The 17828-nt window shown below is 61.0% G+C and carries 19 protein-coding genes; 6 read left to right on the forward strand and 13 right to left on the reverse strand.

What is annotated here, in order from left to right; genetic code table 11:
• Positions 1-45: 45 nt before the first annotated feature.
• The 8 genes from M3436_07450 to dapF all read right to left on the reverse strand — a co-directional run bounded on the left by M3436_07450 (position 46) and on the right by dapF (position 6236).
• Complete coding sequence (locus M3436_07450) at positions 46-693, reverse strand: SCP2 sterol-binding domain-containing protein (GenBank protein MDQ3563968.1); 648 nt, start codon at positions 691-693, stop codon at positions 46-48.
• Positions 690-1433 carry a class I SAM-dependent methyltransferase gene (locus tag M3436_07455; GenBank protein MDQ3563969.1) on the reverse strand — a complete coding sequence of 248 codons (744 nt, stop codon included), beginning with the start codon at positions 1431-1433 and terminating at the stop codon, positions 690-692. Before M3436_07455 ends, M3436_07450 begins: the two co-directional genes overlap by 4 nt.
• Complete coding sequence (locus M3436_07460; GenBank protein MDQ3563970.1) at positions 1430-1801, reverse strand: DUF971 domain-containing protein; 372 nt, start codon at positions 1799-1801, stop codon at positions 1430-1432. The genes M3436_07455 and M3436_07460 overlap by 4 nt, the downstream gene beginning before the upstream one ends.
• Before the next feature lie 11 nt (positions 1802-1812).
• Positions 1813-3147, reverse strand: coding sequence for an ATP-dependent protease ATPase subunit HslU (gene hslU / locus M3436_07465; GenBank protein MDQ3563971.1), 1335 nt, complete (start codon positions 3145-3147; stop codon positions 1813-1815).
• Positions 3148-3162: 15 nt separating this feature from the next.
• Complete coding sequence (gene hslV / locus M3436_07470; GenBank protein MDQ3563972.1) at positions 3163-3717, reverse strand: ATP-dependent protease subunit HslV; 555 nt, start codon at positions 3715-3717, stop codon at positions 3163-3165.
• Positions 3718-3808: 91 nt separating this feature from the next.
• On the reverse strand, positions 3809-4702 hold the full coding sequence (gene xerC / locus M3436_07475; GenBank protein ID MDQ3563973.1) for a tyrosine recombinase XerC: 894 nt from the start codon (positions 4700-4702) through the stop codon (positions 3809-3811).
• Between the two features lie 8 nt (positions 4703-4710).
• Positions 4711-5409, reverse strand: a complete 699-nt coding sequence (locus M3436_07480) for a DUF484 family protein (GenBank protein ID MDQ3563974.1) — start codon at positions 5407-5409, stop codon at positions 4711-4713.
• Complete coding sequence (gene dapF, locus M3436_07485; protein ID MDQ3563975.1) at positions 5406-6236, reverse strand: diaminopimelate epimerase; 831 nt, start codon at positions 6234-6236, stop codon at positions 5406-5408. The genes M3436_07480 and dapF overlap by 4 nt, the downstream gene beginning before the upstream one ends.
• A 165-nt stretch (positions 6237-6401) precedes the next feature.
• Here dapF and M3436_07490 point away from each other — a divergent pair, with 165 nt between their 5' ends.
• Positions 6402-7265 (forward strand): tetratricopeptide repeat protein, encoded by an 864-nt coding sequence (locus tag M3436_07490; GenBank protein ID MDQ3563976.1) that lies wholly within the window; start codon positions 6402-6404, stop codon positions 7263-7265.
• A gap of 73 nt (positions 7266-7338) precedes the next feature.
• On the opposite strand, the gene M3436_07495 is transcribed toward M3436_07490, so the two are convergent.
• The 3 genes from M3436_07495 to M3436_07505 form a co-directional block, all read right to left on the reverse strand.
• Positions 7339-7641: a DUF1244 domain-containing protein gene (locus tag M3436_07495; protein ID MDQ3563977.1), complete on the reverse strand. Its 303-nt coding sequence runs from the start codon at positions 7639-7641 to the stop codon at positions 7339-7341.
• Positions 7642-7719: 78 nt separating this feature from the next.
• A complete protein-coding gene (locus M3436_07500) occupies positions 7720-9144 on the reverse strand; it encodes a sigma-54 dependent transcriptional regulator (GenBank protein MDQ3563978.1) in 1425 nt (474 codons plus the stop codon).
• Positions 9141-10598 carry an ATP-binding protein gene (locus M3436_07505; protein MDQ3563979.1) on the reverse strand — a complete coding sequence of 486 codons (1458 nt, stop codon included), beginning with the start codon at positions 10596-10598 and terminating at the stop codon, positions 9141-9143. Before M3436_07505 ends, M3436_07500 begins: the two co-directional genes overlap by 4 nt.
• A 246-nt stretch (positions 10599-10844) precedes the next feature.
• Between M3436_07505 and pqqA the strand changes: the two genes are divergently transcribed.
• The 5 genes from pqqA to M3436_07530 all read left to right on the forward strand — a co-directional run bounded on the left by pqqA (position 10845) and on the right by M3436_07530 (position 15483).
• Positions 10845-10919 carry a pyrroloquinoline quinone precursor peptide PqqA gene (gene pqqA, locus M3436_07510; GenBank protein MDQ3563980.1) on the forward strand — a complete coding sequence of 25 codons (75 nt, stop codon included), beginning with the start codon at positions 10845-10847 and terminating at the stop codon, positions 10917-10919.
• 220 nt (positions 10920-11139) lie between these two features.
• Positions 11140-12057, forward strand: a complete 918-nt coding sequence (locus M3436_07515; GenBank protein ID MDQ3563981.1) for an ATP-binding cassette domain-containing protein — start codon at positions 11140-11142, stop codon at positions 12055-12057.
• Between the two features lie 22 nt (positions 12058-12079).
• Entirely contained in the window at positions 12080-12865 is a 786-nt protein-coding gene (locus M3436_07520; GenBank protein ID MDQ3563982.1) for an ABC transporter permease, read from the forward strand.
• Between the two features lie 365 nt (positions 12866-13230).
• The gene (locus M3436_07525; GenBank protein MDQ3563983.1) at positions 13231-13893 is read left to right on the forward strand and encodes a L,D-transpeptidase; all 663 of its coding nucleotides are present in this window, start codon (positions 13231-13233) and stop codon (positions 13891-13893) included.
• A 57-nt stretch (positions 13894-13950) separates the two neighbouring features.
• Positions 13951-15483: an FHA domain-containing protein gene (locus M3436_07530; GenBank protein MDQ3563984.1), complete on the forward strand. Its 1533-nt coding sequence runs from the start codon at positions 13951-13953 to the stop codon at positions 15481-15483.
• Positions 15484-15487: 4 nt separating this feature from the next.
• Here the strand turns inward: M3436_07530 and tilS are convergent, their stop codons facing one another.
• Both tilS and M3436_07540 read right to left on the reverse strand, forming a co-directional pair.
• On the reverse strand, positions 15488-16840 hold the full coding sequence (gene tilS / locus M3436_07535) for a tRNA lysidine(34) synthetase TilS (GenBank protein MDQ3563985.1): 1353 nt from the start codon (positions 16838-16840) through the stop codon (positions 15488-15490).
• An 18-nt stretch (positions 16841-16858) separates the two neighbouring features.
• Positions 16859-17821 (reverse strand): acetyl-CoA carboxylase carboxyltransferase subunit alpha, encoded by a 963-nt coding sequence (locus M3436_07540; protein MDQ3563986.1) that lies wholly within the window; start codon positions 17819-17821, stop codon positions 16859-16861.
• Positions 17822-17828: the final 7 nt, after the last annotated feature.

Below are 17828 nucleotides of genomic sequence, written 5' to 3' on the forward strand. Positions count from 1 at the left end.
GTACCCGCTGGATCACCAGCAAGCGCAGCACTTGGCCGATGCCGATCACGCCGGCCGTTCCTCTGCCGCCCTTCCTAGGCGCCCCCTCAGCCGCTTGATCCGCGCGTCCAGGCGATCGATGTCGCTGCGCAACTCATCGACATCGGCCAAGAACTGCCGGATCTGCCATCGCTCCGGTAACAACTCCGCCTCATTGCGGAGGTACTCGGCGATGTCGCGCTCGAGCGTCGCGCGCGTCTCGGCAAGCCACTGCGCGGCCGCGCGTCCCCCGTTTCCGAGTTGATGCGCGGCGACATCGCCGAGGTAACCGGAGAGCAATTCCTCCCAATCCACGCTAAACGACGCAAGGAGCGACTGCAGGTGCCTGCCAAGCGCGACATCGCCGATGATCTCGACACCGCTCGCGACGCTCGCGCCCTCGGTGTCGGCGCTCATCGCTAGCAGCCCGAGCGGCGTGCCCCGGAGCCGCACATGCACCTCGCCTGAATGATCGGCGCGCAGCCGAATCGCGGCCGCTCCCGGCGAGAGATAGATCGTCTGCCCGAGGCCCGCCAGCTCCACGGCAATGGTTTTTCCTTCCATAGCCGCCACGCGCTCAAGCGCCTCCGGGTCGAGCCGCAACAGCGATCCCAACACTCGCTCCATTAAGCTTAGCAGCGCGGGCGGGAGACGTGCGCCGGCGACTCCCGTCAAAGCTTGTACCCGCGATGCACCGCAACGATCCCGCCACTGAGGTTATAGTAACTCGTAAGCTCAAATCCGGAGTCGCTCATCATCGCCTTCAAGGTCTCTTGATCGGGGTGCATCCGGATCGACTCGACGAGGTAGCGATAACTCGCTTTATCACCGGCAATCAGTTGTCCCAGCACCGGAATCACTTTGAACGAATACAGATCGTAGACGCTTTGCAGTAGTGGAACCACGAGGCGGGAAAACTCCAGGATCACCACGCGCCCTCCATAACGCAACACGCGATGCATCGACGCCAGCGCGCGCTCCTTCGCCGTCGCATTGCGCAAGCCGAACGCGATCAGGATGGCATCGAAGCTGTCCTCGGGAAACGGCAGTTGCTCGGCGTTGGCAAGCACGACATCGACATTGCTTGCCAGGCCGCGATCGAGAAGGCGATCGCGGCCGAGCCGCAACATGGGGCCATTGATGTCGGAGAGAACGACCCGCCCCCCGGGACCCACCTCGGGCCCGATCAAGGCGCTCACATCGCCGGTGCCCCCGGCCAGGTCCAAGATCCGTTCGCCGTGTTTGATACCGGCGACGGCGACGGCGAAGCGCTTCCACAGCCGATGCGCCCCTCCGGACATCAAATCGTTCATCAAATCATAGCGCGGCGCCACCGAGGCAAACACGCCGGCGACTCGCCGTGCTTTTTCCTCGCCGCGGATCCTTTGAAAACCAAAATCCGTGGCCTCGCTCATGCGGACGCCGAGCGGCGCTGGTAACCCGCTTCCCGTAATGCGTCCAAGTACTTCATCCAGTAACGGTCCCTATGCATTCCAAGATCATACAAATAACTCCAGGAATAGAGCCCGGTGGCATGCCCGTCATCGAAGCTGAGCCTTACGGCGTAGTTGCCCACGGGTTCGATGAGCGTGATGTTGACCTGCTCTTTCCCGGTCTGAAGCACGGCCGTCTCCGGGCCGTGGCCTTTGACGTCCGCCGAGGGCGAATAGACGCGCAATAGCTCACACGGCAGATCAAAACGATTGCCGTCGTTGAACGTGATCTCGAGCACACGCGATTGGCGGTGCAATTTGATCTCGGCCGGAAAGGGTTTTTCAGCCATCGCGCAGGCTGTTATAAGATATATCTCGCGATGTCGTCGTCGCCGGCGAGCTCGCCCAGTTGCCCATCGACGTAGGCGGCGTCGATGTCCACATCTACAACCTCGCCGCTCCCGGCGCTATAAGAGACGGTCTCTAGCAAGCGCTCGAGCACGGTGTGCAGGCGCCTTGCCCCGATGTTCTCCGTCCTTTGATTGACCTGCCAGGCGACCTCGGCGATGCGTGCTATCCCCGACTCGGCGAAACGCATGCTCACTCCTTCCGTCGCCATCAAGGCGATGTATTGCTCGGTCAACGAGGCATCCGGCTCGGTCAGTATACGCACGAAATCTTGTACTGTAAGGGCGTCGAGCTCGACACGGATGGGTAAGCGTCCTTGCAGCTCGGGAATGAGATCCGAGGGCTTGGAAAGATGAAAAGCCCCCGAAGCGATGAATAGGACATGGTCGGTCTTCACCATCCCGTACTTGGTGGAAACCGTGCAACCTTCCACCAGGGGTAATAAATCGCGCTGCACGCCCTCGCGAGATACGTCCGGGCCGCTAAATTCCGAACGCCGGGCCACCTTGTCGATCTCGTCCAGGAAGACGATGCCATGCTGCTCCGCTCTTTGAATGGCCTGGGATTTAATTTCATCTTCGTTGATGAGCTTGGCCGCTTCCTCCTCCACGAGGAGCTTGCGTGCCTCGGCGACATGTAACCTCCGGGTGCGCGTACGACCGCTCCCCAGGTTTTGAAACATCGATTGGAGCTGGCCCGTCATCTCTTCCATGCCCGGGGGCGCCATGATCTCGACCCCGATGCGCGGGGCGTTCAGCTCGGCTTCGATCTCCCGCTCATCCAGCGTACCGTTGCGCAACATCTGGCGAAAGCGATCACGCGTCGTCGATCCTTCGTCGGCATTCGCGTGATCGAGTGTCCCGCTGATCCGCGCTCCCGGTAACAGAATGTCCAGGATCCGCTCCTCGGCTGCCGCCTCCGCCGCGCGCCGCACGCCCGCCATGGCCCCTTCGCGGATCATCTTAACCGCCACATCGACCAGATCGCGGACGATCGTTTCCACGTCCCGCCCCACATAACCGACCTCGGTAAACTTCGTCGCCTCGACTTTGATAAACGGCGCCTGGGCAAGCTTCGCGAGACGCCGAGCGATCTCGGTCTTGCCTACCCCGGTGGGGCCTATCATCAAGATATTCTTGGGCGTGATCTCGTTCCTCAAATCGCCGCTCACCTGCATGCGCCGCCAGCGATTGCGCAGCGCGATCGCCACGGCCCGCTTGGCGGCCGCCTGACCGATGATATGTTTATCCAACTCGGCGGCAATCTGCCGCGGGGTTAATTCACTCATACGAATTCATCAGGCTCAGTCACTTTCCGCTTCCAGTTCCTCGACCGTCAGGTTGGCGTTGGTGTAAATGCAGATCTCGGCGGCGATCCGGAGCCCCGCTTCCACGATGGCGCGGGCCCCCAATTCGGTGTGCTGCAAAAGCGCCGTCGCCGCCGCCTTGGCGTAGGGTCCGCCCGATCCGATGGCCATCACATGGCCTTCGGGCTCGATCACATCCCCCGTTCCGGAAATGACGAGCGAGGTCTTTGTATCCGCCACGACCAGTAGCGCCTCCAAGCGCCGCAAGGCCCGGTCGGTACGCCAGTCTTTGGCAAGCTCGACCGCCGCGCGCGTGAGGTTGCCTTGGTGTTTTTCCAGCTTGCCCTCGAAACGCTCGAATAGGGTAAACGCGTCCGCGGTTCCGCCCGCAAAACCGGCCAAGATGCGATCGTTGTACATACGCCGCACCTTACGCGCGTTGCTTTTCATGACCGTATTGGCAAACGATACCTGCCCGTCCCCGCCGATCACGACGCGGCTCCCCCGGCGCACGGAGAGTATGGTCGTACCTTCGAAGCGGGGCCATGCCATGGATCTTATCCATCGAAACGGGTTGGTTGGAGAGAGGCGAATTCTACAACACTCGGCGCGAGAACGCGTAGCCCGCGGACTCGGTCAACTCTCAGCGGCGGCGTGCCCGTGGATGCGCAGCGTCATAGACCCGCGCCAGATGCTGGAAATCGAGATGCGTGTACACCTGTGTCGTGCTGATATTGGAATGGCCCAGGAGCTCCTGCACGGCCCGCAGATCACCGCTCGACTCCAAGAGATGACTGGCAAAGGAATGGCGCAACATATGCGGATGCACGCGCCGGTCAATGCCCTGGGATAGGCCCCATCGCAATACCCGATATTGCACCGAGCGCACGCTGATACGCCCGCCACGGCGATTCACGAATACCGCCGCTTGTTCCGCGCCGGCCAATTCCGCCCGAGCCGCCGACCAGGCGCGCAATGACTCGATGGCGTATCGGCCCACCGGGACAATGCGGTGTTTATTGCCTTTGCCTTTCACCCGCACCTCACGCTCGCGCAGATCGAGATCATGCACGTTCAATCCGACCAGCTCGGACACCCGGAGCCCCGAGGAGTACAGTAGCTCGAGCAGCGCGCGATCGCGAAGCGCGAGCGGGTCGGTCGCGCCGATGGCGAGCAGACGCCCGGCTTGGTCTACGTCCAAGAGCTTCGGCAGTTTGCGCGCCGCCTTGGGCGCGCGCACCGCCTTGGCCGGATTTCGCGTCAAGCAGCCTTCGTACCCCAGGAACTCGCAATAAGCGCGCAGCGCCGACAGGCAGCGTTGCAGGCTCTTGCCGCTGATACCGCCGCGGTGGCGCCAGGACACGAAATCGCGCACGCACTTCTCATCGATTGCTTCGGGACTTGTGATTTTCTGCCGGCGGCAATAGTGCGTAAAGCCGCCGAGATCCCGGCGATAAGCGGCCTGGGTATGCGGCGAGCGTTGTTGTAGACCCGCTAGAAACGCCATGACCGTGACCTCCCATCGATCCGTTGCCATGTCCGCGATCAATCCGCTATCCAAGGATCGATGATCTGGCTCACCACCTCGGCAAGCTGAGCGAGAAAATCGACCCCCATGCCGGAATCGTAGCGGCGCGGATCGAAGCTGCCAACGCCGAGCACCCCGCTCCACCGGCGGCGCGCGAGCGGCAACAGAACGGCGGAACCGTTCTCTCCCCGCGCGGCGCCGAACAAGGCATCTCGTTGCGAGGGCTCAAGCCCTCCGCATAGCGGGTGCATTCCGGCGATCAGTGCGGCGAACACGTTCCGTTCGGCGGCTTCACGGCCAAGGAACTCCGGCACCGGCTCGCCGTTGACCGGCCGCGGCGCGGCGAACACTTTGAGGGCCACAAAGTCGGCCCGAAAATCCTCCACCAAGGCTTGATAGAGCGCAGCGATCGTTGCCTTGATGTCATCGCTCCCGAGGAGCTTGATCGTCAGTTTATGCAAACGCCGCCGCAGATCGTCGTTCTCCGCCGCAATCGTTAATAGCTCACGGTACTTATTCTCAAGCCGCCGGTACTGTTCGCGTAAGGCGGCCACCTGGCGCTCGACCAGCGACACCGCCTCGCCCGTCACATGGGGCACGGCGATCTCGGCCAAGACAGCCGGATGCTCAACGAAAAACTGCGGATGCGCTTTCAGGTACGCAGCGACCACGGCATCAGAGCCCTCTCCGATCCGCAACGGGTCTTTTCTCGTCATAACGTCATGCGCGCATCGAAAACCTTCGTCGCGGGTCCCGTCATCCATACATCCTGCCCGGCGCCCTGCCACCGAAGCGTCAACTGCCCGCCAGGTAAGACCACGTTCACATCGGGATCCAATAAACCGAGCCGTCTCCCCGCGACCACGGCGGCACACGCCCCGGTGCCGCAGGCGGGCGTTTCACCGGCGCCGCGCTCGAAGACTCGCAGGCGAATATGGCCCGCGTCGATGACCTGCATGAAACCGACATTGGCGCCTTGCGGAAATCTCCAATGCTTACCGATCGCCGGACCGAGCTCGCCGACCGGCGCCCGGTCGGTGTCCGGGACGCGAAGCACCGCATGGGGATTCCCCATCGAGACCGCGGCCACGCTCACCCGGCCACCGTTGACCTCAATTTCATAGGTGTCGGCCTCGCGCTCCGCGAGCAACGGTATCTCCGCGGGCGCCAGACGGGGCGTCCCCATATCGACCCGGACTTGCCCATCGTCTTGGCAATAAAGATGACTGATCCCCGCAAGCGTTTCCACGATCATGGCGTCTCGATCCACCCAACCCGTATTCCGCAGGTAGCGCGCGACACACCTCGATCCGTTACCGCACTGCTCAACCTCGCCGCCGTCGGCGTTAAAGATCCGGTAATTGGCATCGACCCCCGAATGCCTAGGCCGCTCGACCAGCAACACCTGATCGCAGCCCACGCCCAAACGTCGATCGGCGATCCGTATGATCTGCTCAGGTGATAATGAGATACCCGAGGATAGACCATCGACCAACACAAAGTCGTTGCCCAGCCCGTGCATCTTCGTCACGTTGATTTCCATGGCGCTAAGGGTACAAGCAGCCGTCGGAGTTGGAAAGCGCGCTACGCGTCGGCGAAGATGCGGTTGCATCGTCATTGCGTCGGAAAGCTCGGTCTTGCGATTACGCCGGGGTCGCCACAGGTAGTATAAAATACCCGGAGTGTGCCGAACACGCTGAAAGATGCAATGAGTAGTCCTGCGAACGTGATTGAAGTTAATCAAGATAATTTTGACGTGCAGGTGCGGCAACGGTCCCGGGTCATTCCCGTGCTCGTGGACTTTTGGGCGCCGTGGTGCGCGCCCTGCCGCGTCCTCTCGCCGATCCTGGCCAAACTGGGACAAGAGTATCAGGGCCAGGTCGTGGTCGCGACGGTTGATACGGATAAAAATCAGCGCCTCGCACTGGAGCACCGCATACAAAGCATCCCCGCCGTCAAGCTCTATAAAAACGGGGAAGTCATCGACGAATTCTTGGGCGTGCAGCCGGAAAGCTTGATCCGTGGCCTTTTGGACCGCCACATTGAGCGCGAATCCGATCGCCAACGCGCGGCGGCCGCGGCGGCCCTCGCGCGCGGCGACGCCGACGCCGCCGAACGGTTGCTGCGGCAGGCGCTTGCGATTGACCCGGACAACCAACGCCTGCATCCGGATCTAGCCCGCGTACTCGTCCAACGGGGCCGTTTTGAAGCAGCTCACGAAATCATCGCGGACCTCCCCGCCCAGCGCCAATTGGACGAGGACATCAGCGCGCTGAGGATCCGCATCGATTTCGCGCGCGTGGCCCACGCGGCGCCCGAGGAAGCGACGCTGCGGCAGCTTATCGATGCCGATCCCGGCGATTGCGAGGCACGTTATCAGCTCAGCGTCCGTTTAATCACGGGTGGCCGGTTCGATCCCGCCCTGGAGCAGCTGATGGAGATCATCCGCCGGGACCGCAGGTACCGCGACGATGGTGCGCGCAAAGCCATCGTGGACGTGTTTACCCTGCTCGGGCCACAGGACCCCTTGGTAAGGCGCTATCGCGCGTTGATGTCCTCGGCGCTGTACTAAGAGCTTGTGAAAAAACCTCTAAGGAAGCTCGGCAAAAGGCGGCCGGCGGGGCGGATGGTTCGGAGGCCGTCCTTTAATGGTCGTGCTTCGCCGGCGACTGCTCGAAGGAGGCGAGCTTCTCGGGCGCCGCTTCTTTTTGATACTTGGCCTTCCAGTCGCGATACGGCATCCCGTAGATGATTTCCCGCGCCGCTTCATCGCTGATTTCGACGCCGCGTTCCTCCCCAGCCTCACGGTACCACTTCGATAAACAGTTGCGGCAGAAACCGGCCAGGTTCATCAGATCGATATTTTGAACCTCGGTATGTGTACGGAAATGATCCAAAAGCCGGCGAAAAGCCGCGGCCTCAAGATCAGTGCGCATTGTCTTGTCCATCTTGGTCCCCCTACCCGTAAACGAATTATAGCGCAGATTGGCCGCGCCGCCCGAGCGGCATTTCTTCGCTCCGCAGCTCTAAGCGTCCAGAAAACCATATTTTTTCATGCGATACCGGATGGCCATGCGCGTGACGCCCAATTGACGGGCAGTCTCGGAGACATTGTTACCGGTGCGGCTGAGCGCTTGCTCGATGAGGAGCCGTTCGGCCGCGGCTAATGTCAGGCCCTCGATCGCGGCGATCCGCTCTCGGCCTCGCTCCCCGGAAAGCCCGGGCAGCATGAGATCCTCGGCGTTCACGGTACCTCCCCCGGTCAGGAGCACCACCCGTTCGATGAGATGTTTGAGCTCTCGAATATTGCCTGGCCAGGCGTATTCCCGCAAAAGTCTGCCGGCCGGGACAGTGATCGTCGGCGCGGGCAGCCCGTAGCGCTTGGCGACTTGCCGCGCGAAATGATCGGCCAGCGCCACGGCGTCATCAGCGCGCGCCCGTAACGGCGGCACGTGGATCGACAGAACGTTGAGCCGGTAATAGAGATCATTGCGTAACGCTCCGGCCGCCATCATTTGCTCAGGATCGCGGTTGGTGGCCGCGATAAACCATGCCGATACGGTCCGCTCGCGCGTACTACCAATCCGCCGGGTGCTGCGCCGTTCCAGCACGGCGAGCAATTTAGATTGCAGATCGACGGGAAGCTCACCGATCTCATCTAGGAACACGACCCCATCTTCGGCTGCCTCGATGAGCCCGGTCCTAGCGGTAAGGGCAGTCGTAAACGCCCCTTTTTCATGTCCGAAAAGCTCCGCTTCGATGAGATCCTTCGGCAAGGCGGCGCAATCGACGTGCACGAATGGTCGCTCGCGCCTTACGCTGGTGCTATGCAGCAGGCGCGCTACCAGATCCTTGCCGGTGCCGGTCTCTCCTAGAATCAGGATCGTCGGCGGGATCGCCGCTGCCGTGGTGCAGAGCGCCCCCAGCCGCTGGGCCTGCCCGCGGATCTTCACGATCGCCGGATGCTCTCCCAGTAAACATACCTCCTCGCGGGCATGGTGTTCCCGGGCGCGTGAATACTCCAGCGCACGGGCGAGCTGAGAGTCCCCCAAGACCTTGTCCAAGGTGATCAGCAGTTCATCCAGATCGATGGGTTTCTTGCGATAGTCCGAGGCCCTCAACTTCATCGCGGCCACCGCGTCCTCGATCTCCCCGTAGGCGGACAAGACCACCACCGGCAGCTCCGGCGCCTTGTGCTGGCGCAACTCGCTCAAGAATTCGAGACCCGATCCGTCCGGCAGGCGCACATCGAGCAAGATGACCTGCGGATCCGCGGTTTGCAACAGGTGCCGCGCCTTTTCGAGGGTGCCAGCCACCATCGGCGCATAGCCCTCCTTGGCTAAGCGTTTCTCGACGGCCCGAGCGAACAAGGTTTCGTCATCCACGATCAGCACTCGTACCGGCGCCGGCGGCGCTTCGGGTTCCCGCGTTTGGCTCAGCCGCTCGCTCATACGCTTAAATCACTCCCGCCCAAAGGCGCTTCGATCGTGACCCGGGTCCCGCTCGCCGGCTTGGTGCTGAAGGCAAGCTTCCACCCGTGGGCGTTGCAGACCTTAAAGGCAAATGGGATCCCAAGCCCGGTTCCATAGCGCTTGGTCGAGGGTCCAGGCGTCAAACCGTCGGCCTCCGGGTCGAAGGGCATGCCCGGTCCTTCGTCATCGATGCTCAAGACAAAGCAGTTTCTCTCGCCGTGCGTCGCCACCGTTAACCGGCCTCCCACGGGTGAGGCATCGACGGCGTTGGACAAGAGCCCGAATAAGGCCTGTTCCATCAGATCGGCATCGGCCCACACCTCCGGCTCATCATCGGGGTAGCGCGCATCGAGCCGCAATCCCTTGCCGGCGATCCTGGCCGCCAATAGACCGAGCGCCGTCGCGAGCATGCGGCTCGGACTCGCGCGGGTCCGGTTGAGCTTATGCGGATGCAGATACGATACGAGCGCGGTGACCCAGCGGCCGAGACGATCGACCGTCTCTATGACCGCCTGCTTAACCTCGTGGATCTCCTCGCGCATTTCAACGCAATCGAGTAATTGCGCACTCGCGCGGATACTTGCAAGCGGGTTTCTAATGTTGTGCGCGATCACGGGCACGAGCGCCCCCAACGCTGCCTGGCACTCTCGCTCGACGAGCGCATCCCGGCTCGTGGCCAGTTCCGACGCCATGTGGTTGATCGCCAGCGCGAGTTGTTGCACCTCCTCCACCCCGGCCGCCGAAATCTTGTGGTCGAGGGCGCCAGCGCTCAACAGCCGCGACCCTTCGATAAGGCGCGCCATCGGCGAGACGAATCGGTGTTGCAGGCTCAAGCGCGATAACAAAACCAGGACCGCGGCCAGCAGGATGGGAAGCGGCATCAGCACCGGCGTCAGCCGCACCCACTCGCCGACGCGGCGATTCAAGACGGCATGTTCGCTGGTTAATAGCTTATCAAAGGCATGGAAAGCGGTTTCAAAGCCGCCGACGAGCTGTTGTTCATGATCCGACTCAAGGATCCGCAGACGTCCCAACTGGCTCGCGGCATACGGATCACCGAAGATGTTATTCATATCCTGTTGGATCACCCGGTAGGCACGTTGCATCCGCTGGATGGCCAGCGCTTCAGCGCGCGAGGTGCTCCGCTGGCGCAAGGCATCGAATTTGTCGTCGATGCGCCGCGAGTAACGCGAGTACAAGGCGAGGGCAGCGGCTTCCTCCATGAGCCGCGCGCGGGTCACTTCGCGGATCTGCCGAAACAAATCGCTCCGCACGTGATGCATGATGTGGGTCAAACGGTTCAGGCGCAAGGACTCCGTGGACGCTTCGCGCCAAAAATACACCGACAGTCCGCCCAACGCACCGGTGACGATGACCAACAGCAGCAAGGCCAGCTCGTAAGTCAACAATAACCCGCGTAGCGATCGTAGCATGCGTGATAATACCCCACCGTTAGGCTCATATTAACCACGACCCTGGTTTATTTGAACCAAGCACTCCGGCCATGGATTCGATCCGCGGGCTTGATCGCCGCTGGGTGAATTCGTATATAATTGAATTATTGAATATCTGTAGCGGCCAACGCCGCGTGCGTAACGTTGGCATAAAGCATGAGTAGCACAATCTAGCCTAGTTTATCCTGATGGCATTATTCATTAACCAAGTAAAGGAGAAGACAAATGATCTGGGAAACACCTGATTTCGTCGACCTTCGTTTCGGTTTTGAAGTGACGATGTACATTTACAATCGCTAGAGGATCGGCAACGACGTGTCAATCACTAGGGGACCTTCGGGTCCCTTAGTTTTTTAGCACCACCTACTTAGAGTTTGTGAAAAAACCTACTGCGCTCGGGATCTCGCGTTCCGGCGGTGCTCGGAATCCTCATGTATTTCCGTATACACTGCGGTTCCTGTGCTCCGGCGGAACACGACCTCCCTTCGCTCGCGACAGTTTTTTCACAAACTCTTAGACGATGCCGAATGCCCTTGCCATCGAAACCCGCAGTCTAAGCAAGTCCTATGGGTGTTTGCTAGCCGTCGATGCGCTGGATCTGTCCGTTGCGCAAGGGTCGTTCTTCGGACTCCTGGGGCGCAACGGTTCCGGGAAAACCACCACCCTGCACATGCTGAGCACGCTGGTGCGACCGAGTGCGGGTCACGCGTGGGTTGGCGGTTATGAGGTTGTTCGCCAGCCCGTTGCGGTTCGCCGGGCGATCGGGGTAGTGTTTCAAGAATCTGCGCTGGACCGTACGCTTACGGTGGTAGAAAACCTGCGCTTCGCCGCGGCGCTGGCGGGTCTCTCGCCGCGGATTGCGCGCCAGCGCGGCGAAGAGTTGCTGAAGCTATTCGATCTGACGGAGAAACGTCACGCCCCGGTGTCCACTCTGTCCGGCGGGATGCGGCGCGCCCTCGATATCGCGCGCGGGGTCTTGCACCGGCCGCCGATCCTGTTTCTGGATGAGCCCACCATTGGGCTCGATGTCATCAACCGCCGCCAGATCTGGCGCTTCCTCCACCGTCTGCGCACTGAAGAAGGCTCGACTCTTATGCTCAGCACACACTACATGGATGAGGTTGAGGGATGCGACGAAATCGTATTCATGAAAGGCGGCAAAACGATCGGGCAGGGCCGTCCCGCCGCTCTGGTCAGCGGCGTCGCGTCTTTTATCCTGGAGGTTGAGACGGAAACCCCCGCCTTATTTGCCCAGGAATTAACTCCCCGATTCGGCGAACCCTTGGCCGAGGAGGGGCGCTTACAGTTTCGCATCCTGGATCGGGACTTCGCGCTGTCCCATCTCCCCTCCCACCTCAAACACATAACGCGCGGGATCCACCTTCGGTGCGCCGATCTCAACGACGTCTATCTTTGGCTTAACCGCCCGGGATCCTAGAATGTGGCGCGCGATCAAAGCCATGATAATGCGCGATCTCACGCGCATGGTGCGCCAACGCGGGCGTCTTGTAAGCGCCATGGTGCGGCCCCTCATCTGGTTGTTAGTGATCGGCTCGGGTTTCGACGCCCTTCTGAGCGCTGCCGGAACACCCAACTACCGGCAGTTTCTGGTCCCGGGTCTGCTGTGTATGGTGATGCTGTTCGGGGCCTTGCTCGCCTCCCTGTCCATGGTCTACGACAAGGAGTCCGGGGTGATGCGCATGTTGATCGTGGCACCCTTCCCGCGTTACGTCATTATCCTCGCGCGGACCGCCAGCGCGACCATGGTGGGGCTTACCCAAGCCCTCATGCTGATGCTGATCTTATACCCTCTTGGCTACCTCCCTGACACGCAAAACGTTGGACTCCTCGTGGGCGGATTGGTGTGCACGGCGCTCCTGTGTGCGAGCGTCGGCACTCTCATCGCGGTATTCAGCAAAGCCTTGGATGACTTCGCGGTGGTGATGAACTTCTTTATCTTTCCGATGTATTTTCTCAGCGGCGCACTCTATCCGATCGGACAGTTGCCCGGCGTGCTAAAAGCGCTGGTTTTAATCAATCCTTTCAGCTACGGGGTCGATTTGATGAAGCATGCGCTCGCTGCGCGGGCGAGCCCCCCCTTCGGTGCGGAATTCGCTCTCTATCACGATCTGCTGGTGCTGGTGGGCTTTTCGGCCCTGGCCCTGAGCATCGCTTGCTACCGGTTCTCGCAGGCGCCGGTTTTCGAGACACTGGCGCGCATGCTCAGTCAACGCGAGGGTTATTAGACGCCTCAGAGGTTGTGAAGAAATCGTCGCGATCCAACTTTAACCAAATTGGACGACGCGGGTAGACTATATTTCTCAGACGGTAGTAATTCGCTCATAATTCGACCCCGGTAAACACGTCAGAAGCCGATAGGTGCTCTGTGCCTGGCCACAAAGCCACCGCGCGAGGTCCTAAAGGGTATGACGTTTGCAGAAACATTCGAGTGGCGGGTTTACGAAGCAAGGTATCGGCACGGGTCGTCCTGTTGCGGAAAAAACCATCTTGGTTTAACGTCGTTTTTCGATACATACCCATAGTAGAATGATTGTTAGATCATTAAAGTGAGCGGCGGTCTGCTCGCGGGAACACCGCGGAACAAAGGGAGATGATGACACAATGCCAAATCGGTTCCATCGCGAGGACCATTGGTCTCGTGCTCATGATCGCCGGTGCTGTTGCGATCCAGGAAGTCTGGGCAGCAAGCAGCGGCCATCACGATTACGAACTAGAGATCATTAAGTCGGAGCGCATGTTGCTCTTGAAAAGAGGCGCCAAGATCGAGAAGGTCTTCCGGATGGCCTCTGGGCGCGGCGGGCCGGGCGACAAGCACTACCGCGGGGATCACAGAACTCCGGTGGGTACTTATCGGGTCGTAAAAATTAAGCCCAGCAGCCGATTCCACACCTTCTTGCAGTTGAATTATCCCAATGTCAAAGATGCATTCTATGGGCTTCGCGGCCGGATGATTTCGGAGTACGACTTCGATCGCATCGTCTCGGCGCAGAAATACCACAAGATCCCGCCGCAAAACACGGCGCTCGGCGGCGCGATCGGAATTCATGGTATCGGTGCCTTCACACCGCAAAAATGGGACATACACCAAAACGTCAACTGGACGGAAGGATGTATCGCGCTGACCAACGAGCAGATCGATACCTTGCGAAAGTACGTGGGTGTCGGCACCAAAGTCGTGATCGCCGAGACGCTGTCATCGTCAAAATCCTCGTTTAGCCAGACGCCAAGGCGCGTAAGAATCGTCAAGCGATGAGATGAGAGGTTAAAGAGGCCCGGGGGGCGGCCTTGAAGCCATGATCACCCGATTTCCATGAGATTGTCCCCTGCGAGTAAACCCATACGCAGTAAAGCCTCCAAGCGCCCGGCCCTCATCGGGGCGGCCCGCATTGCGCTTGGGATCGTGCTTGGCGGCGCGCTGCTGAACGCAGGCGCCGACACCGGAGCGGCGAATCGCATCGAACAGCTTCTGCATGCGTGTACTCAACCGCAAGGCGAGCGGCTGGATTGCGACTATCGCCTGCTCACCCCGGAGGCGGTCACCGGATTCACCGCCGCGATCGAAAGCGTCTCTTTACCCAACCCGCGCACGACGGACTACCCCTATGATGGCAGCAGCTCAGCGATTCTTTTTCTCATCGATGCCGGGACCTTCCATAACCTGGCCGTCATCGAGACAATCGTCGAGCATATACGCTTACTCATCGGTCTTTCCAAACCGCACCATCGGGTGGGTGTGGCGACTTTCCACGGCAATCCAACCTTAACACTCCCAATCGGGTCCGTTCCAAAGGATATCGTCGCCGCGATCCGCACGCTCACCAGCCCGCAAAGTTCGCAATCGACCCAGCATGATGCCTATAAAGCGTTGCGGATTCTGGGTCAGTACCCCGCGGTACGAAAAGCGCTTTTTTTCTTTACCGACGGAGGGGCGAGCAGCGAGTCCTATTATCAAAGCGAACTGGTCGCAGCGGCACGCGATGCCAACGTGTCGGTATACAGCGTCGCTTATATCAGTTCCGAGCAACCTTCCCCGGCGCTGAAAGCCCTAAGGCGTCTGAGCAAGGAGACGAACGGGGCGCTGATCCGCGCCGATCCTCGCGACTTCTCGCTTCCCAATGGGTTTATGACGCAGCCCTACGCGGCCATCGATAGCGGCGGACAGATCAGCATCGATCTGAGCGCCGCGGTGACCGAGGGGCTTTCGGGACCGCGTTGGGTAACCCTGAAGGTTGCGCTCCAAGGCAGGAACATCGAGGTGCCGCTACCGGTGACGATCCCTGAGCCTGCCCCCGCTGTGCAGGCAGCCGGACAAGCCGCAATACCGTCCGCCGCGATGCCGGTTCCTCCGGCGCAGCTTGATGCCGCCTCCGCCAGTCCCTGGGTTTATCCACTAACGGGGATCGGGCTGGTCACCCTCATCGGCGGCTTCATGTATATCAGGCAGAACCGGGCGCCGGGCGCCGACGAACCTGACACGATCGACGTACCGCGCGCCTATCTGGCGCGCAAGAATGACGCCGGTACACGATGCGTGATCGCCGCCTCGCCCTGGCGCATCGGGCGCGGGAAAAATAATGAGATGGTTATCCCCGACAGCTCCGTATCGCGCCATCACGCCGAAATCATAAGCAACCCGGATGGCACCTTCGCCATCAAGGACCTGGATTCGCTCAACGGTTTGTTTGTCAGCGATAAGAAGGTGCGGCGGTCGATGCTCAGCGACGGTTGCGAGATCGATATCGGAGATGTGCGTTTCACTTTCGGGATCGAGGGCGCTGACGTCGGCCCCTCCGACGCGACGGTCTCGGAGCCCCAAACCATGAATCCAACGATGCATGCATAGCTATTCAATCCGCCGCAACGGCGCCGGCATTTTCTTCGCTCTCCGCCCACCGAAAGCATAGTCCGATTTCACCGGGATCCGCGGCTAGGGCCTGATGGCGCCAGAACCCGGCGACCGCGGCGAGCCGCGGACCCAAGTAGACAAGTGGAATACGATCACGGCGCCACGGCGGGATCCCCTGTTCCTGGAACAAGTGTTTGAGCAAGCGTGTATGGGAACTACCGCAGGGCCGCAGCCGCTCTCCGCCCCGTCGAAAACGCACCGTGACCGAATCGTTAGCGCACGCCGCGGCACGAATACCGTCCGCGCCCCGCTCCGCCGTTAGCGTACCGAGCGGCAGCGCGAGCGGCGCATCGCAGTTCCACGCGAATACTTGATTTGCGTCATGCGGGCGCAAGGGACGCATGGCGTAAAAATTGTCTCGATAGCGGCGCACCTCGCCCCCCGGCCAGCGAATGCAAGCCCTACTATCCCATCGGCACTCCAGGGCCTCCCCCGCCAACTGCTGTAATTGGACCGCCGTCATGGACGGCAGGCCGCATCGGACTAACCAAACGCGCAAGACATTTCGCCGCCGCGCCTCGGGCAGGCGCCGTAAGCGCGAGACGGAGACCGCCGCGGGCGCTCCGGATGCGGCCCGCGCCAGATCTTGTTCCGCGATCTCGTCGATGAGCGCCGCGGCCTCCGCCTGCCACACGGCCGCGCGTGCGAGCGTCGCCCCCAGGCTTGGCCAGCGTGTCTTCAGTACCGGCAACACCGCATGGCGTAAGAAATTACGCGCATAGCGCGTATCGGTGTTGCTCGGGTCTTCGACCCAGCCCAATAGGTGAGTCTCGGCATAGACCGCGAGATCGGCGCGATCGAAGGTGAGTAAAGGCCGCGCGAGCCAGCCCGCCCCCCACCGCACCAGGGGGGGCATCCCCGCGAGGCCTCGAGGTCCCGATCCCCGCAGCAGTTGCATCAACAGGGTTTCGGCTTGGTCGTCGCGGTGGTGCGCCGTCAGCATCATTTCGCCCTCGTGCATGAGTGCTTGCAGGGCCCGATAGCGCCTCTCGCGAGCCCACGCCTCCGGACTGCTGCCGTCTGGATGCCGCGCATCGAGTTGGACCACGGATAACGGAATAGCGTGGTGCTCGCACACCTCGGTACAAGATTGTGCCCAACGGGGCGCGCCGGGGTGCAGCCCATGATTGACATGGGCCGCCTGAAGCGGTGCCTCGAGTGCATTGCGCAGCGCGGCTAAGGCATGCAGCAATACACGCGAGTCCTGTCCGCCGCTAAAGGCTATCCAGTACGCCGTGGCTTTCGGCAAGGCTACCAGCACCGCGCGTAAGGCCTCGGGTGAAAAGCGGATCACACCAACGCGGGGAGTAAGCTACTGTTTGTCCTTCGTCTGGCCGAAGCTCATCAAGCGGTGCCGGCGTCCGCTAAGGAGATCGCCGTTATCGAGCTTTCGCAACCTGCTCAGGTTGTCGATGAGAACCTGTCTAAGCCGCTCGGCCATATCGTCGATCGCCCGATGCGCCCCCCCGAGCGGCTCGGGCACCATCTCGTCGATCAATTCCAGCTCCAGCAGGCGCGCGGAGGTTATTCCCATGGCCTCCGCCGCTTTTTCCGCCATCTCGCCGCTCTTCCATAGAATCGACGCACAGCCCTCGGGCGAGATCACTGAATAGGTGCTGTATTCGAGCATCAACATCCGGTCCGCGACGCCAATAGCGAGCGCGCCCCCGGAACCGCCTTCTCCGATCACGGTGGCAATGATGGGTGTCTGCAACCCGGCCAGCACGAATAAATTGCGCGCAATCGCTTCGCTCTGGCCACGCTCCTCCGCGTCGATACCGGGGTAGGCGCCGGGGGTGTCGATAAACGTGAGCAACGGCAGCTTGAATTTCTCCGCCAGCCGCATCACCCGCAAGGCCTTGCGGTAGCCCTCCGGCCGGGGCATGCCGAAATTTCGCTGCAGGTTCTCCGCGGTGGTTCGCCCTTTCTGCTGCCCGATAACGGCCACGGGCTCGCCTTCGAAACGCGCGACTCCGCACACCATGGCGGCGTCGTCACCGAAAGCGCGATCGCCATGCAACTCATGGAACTCAGTAAAGATCCGCTTCACGTAATCCAGCGTGTAGGGACGTTGCGGGTGACGGGCGATGCGCGAGATCTGCCACGGCGTCAAGGACGAAAATATCGACTTGGTCAGTTCCTTCGAGCGCGCCTGGAGCCGCTGGATTTCCTCGCTGATATCGATGGCCGACTCATCACTCAAAAGGCGCAGCTCCTCGATCTTCGCCTCGAGCTCCGCGATCGGCTGTTCAAAGTCCAGGAAGTTAAGATTCATCGCCGCT

The organism is Pseudomonadota bacterium (assembly GCA_030859565.1).
In the GTDB taxonomy this organism is placed as follows: domain Bacteria; phylum Pseudomonadota; class Gammaproteobacteria; order JACCXJ01; family JACCXJ01; genus USCg-Taylor.

Coding starts and splice junctions, on each gene's coding strand:
- M3436_07455 (MDQ3563969.1), bottom strand. CDS start 1,433: ATGAGCGAGGCCACGGATTTTGGTTTTCAAAGGATCCGCGGCGAGGAA.
- M3436_07460 (MDQ3563970.1), bottom strand. CDS start 1,801: ATGGCTGAAAAACCCTTTCCGGCCGAGATCAAATTGCACCGCCAATCG.
- hslU (MDQ3563971.1), bottom strand. CDS start 3,147: ATGAGTGAATTAACCCCGCGGCAGATTGCCGCCGAGTTGGATAAACAT.
- hslV (MDQ3563972.1), bottom strand. CDS start 3,717: ATGGCATGGCCCCGCTTCGAAGGTACGACCATACTCTCCGTGCGCCGG.
- xerC (MDQ3563973.1), bottom strand. CDS start 4,702: ATGGCAACGGATCGATGGGAGGTCACGGTCATGGCGTTTCTAGCGGGT.
- M3436_07480 (MDQ3563974.1), bottom strand. CDS start 5,409: ATGACGAGAAAAGACCCGTTGCGGATCGGAGAGGGCTCTGATGCCGTG.
- dapF (MDQ3563975.1), bottom strand. CDS start 6,236: ATGGAAATCAACGTGACGAAGATGCACGGGCTGGGCAACGACTTTGTG.
- M3436_07490 (MDQ3563976.1), top strand. CDS start 6,402: ATGAGTAGTCCTGCGAACGTGATTGAAGTTAATCAAGATAATTTTGAC.
- M3436_07495 (MDQ3563977.1), bottom strand. CDS start 7,641: ATGGACAAGACAATGCGCACTGATCTTGAGGCCGCGGCTTTTCGCCGG.
- M3436_07500 (MDQ3563978.1), bottom strand. CDS start 9,144: ATGAGCGAGCGGCTGAGCCAAACGCGGGAACCCGAAGCGCCGCCGGCG.
- M3436_07505 (MDQ3563979.1), bottom strand. CDS start 10,598: ATGCTACGATCGCTACGCGGGTTATTGTTGACTTACGAGCTGGCCTTG.
- M3436_07515 (MDQ3563981.1), top strand. CDS start 11,140: ATGCCGAATGCCCTTGCCATCGAAACCCGCAGTCTAAGCAAGTCCTAT.
- M3436_07520 (MDQ3563982.1), top strand. CDS start 12,080: ATGATAATGCGCGATCTCACGCGCATGGTGCGCCAACGCGGGCGTCTT.
- M3436_07525 (MDQ3563983.1), top strand. CDS start 13,231: ATGATGACACAATGCCAAATCGGTTCCATCGCGAGGACCATTGGTCTC.
- M3436_07530 (MDQ3563984.1), top strand. CDS start 13,951: ATGAGATTGTCCCCTGCGAGTAAACCCATACGCAGTAAAGCCTCCAAG.
- M3436_07540 (MDQ3563986.1), bottom strand. CDS start 17,821: ATGAATCTTAACTTCCTGGACTTTGAACAGCCGATCGCGGAGCTCGAG.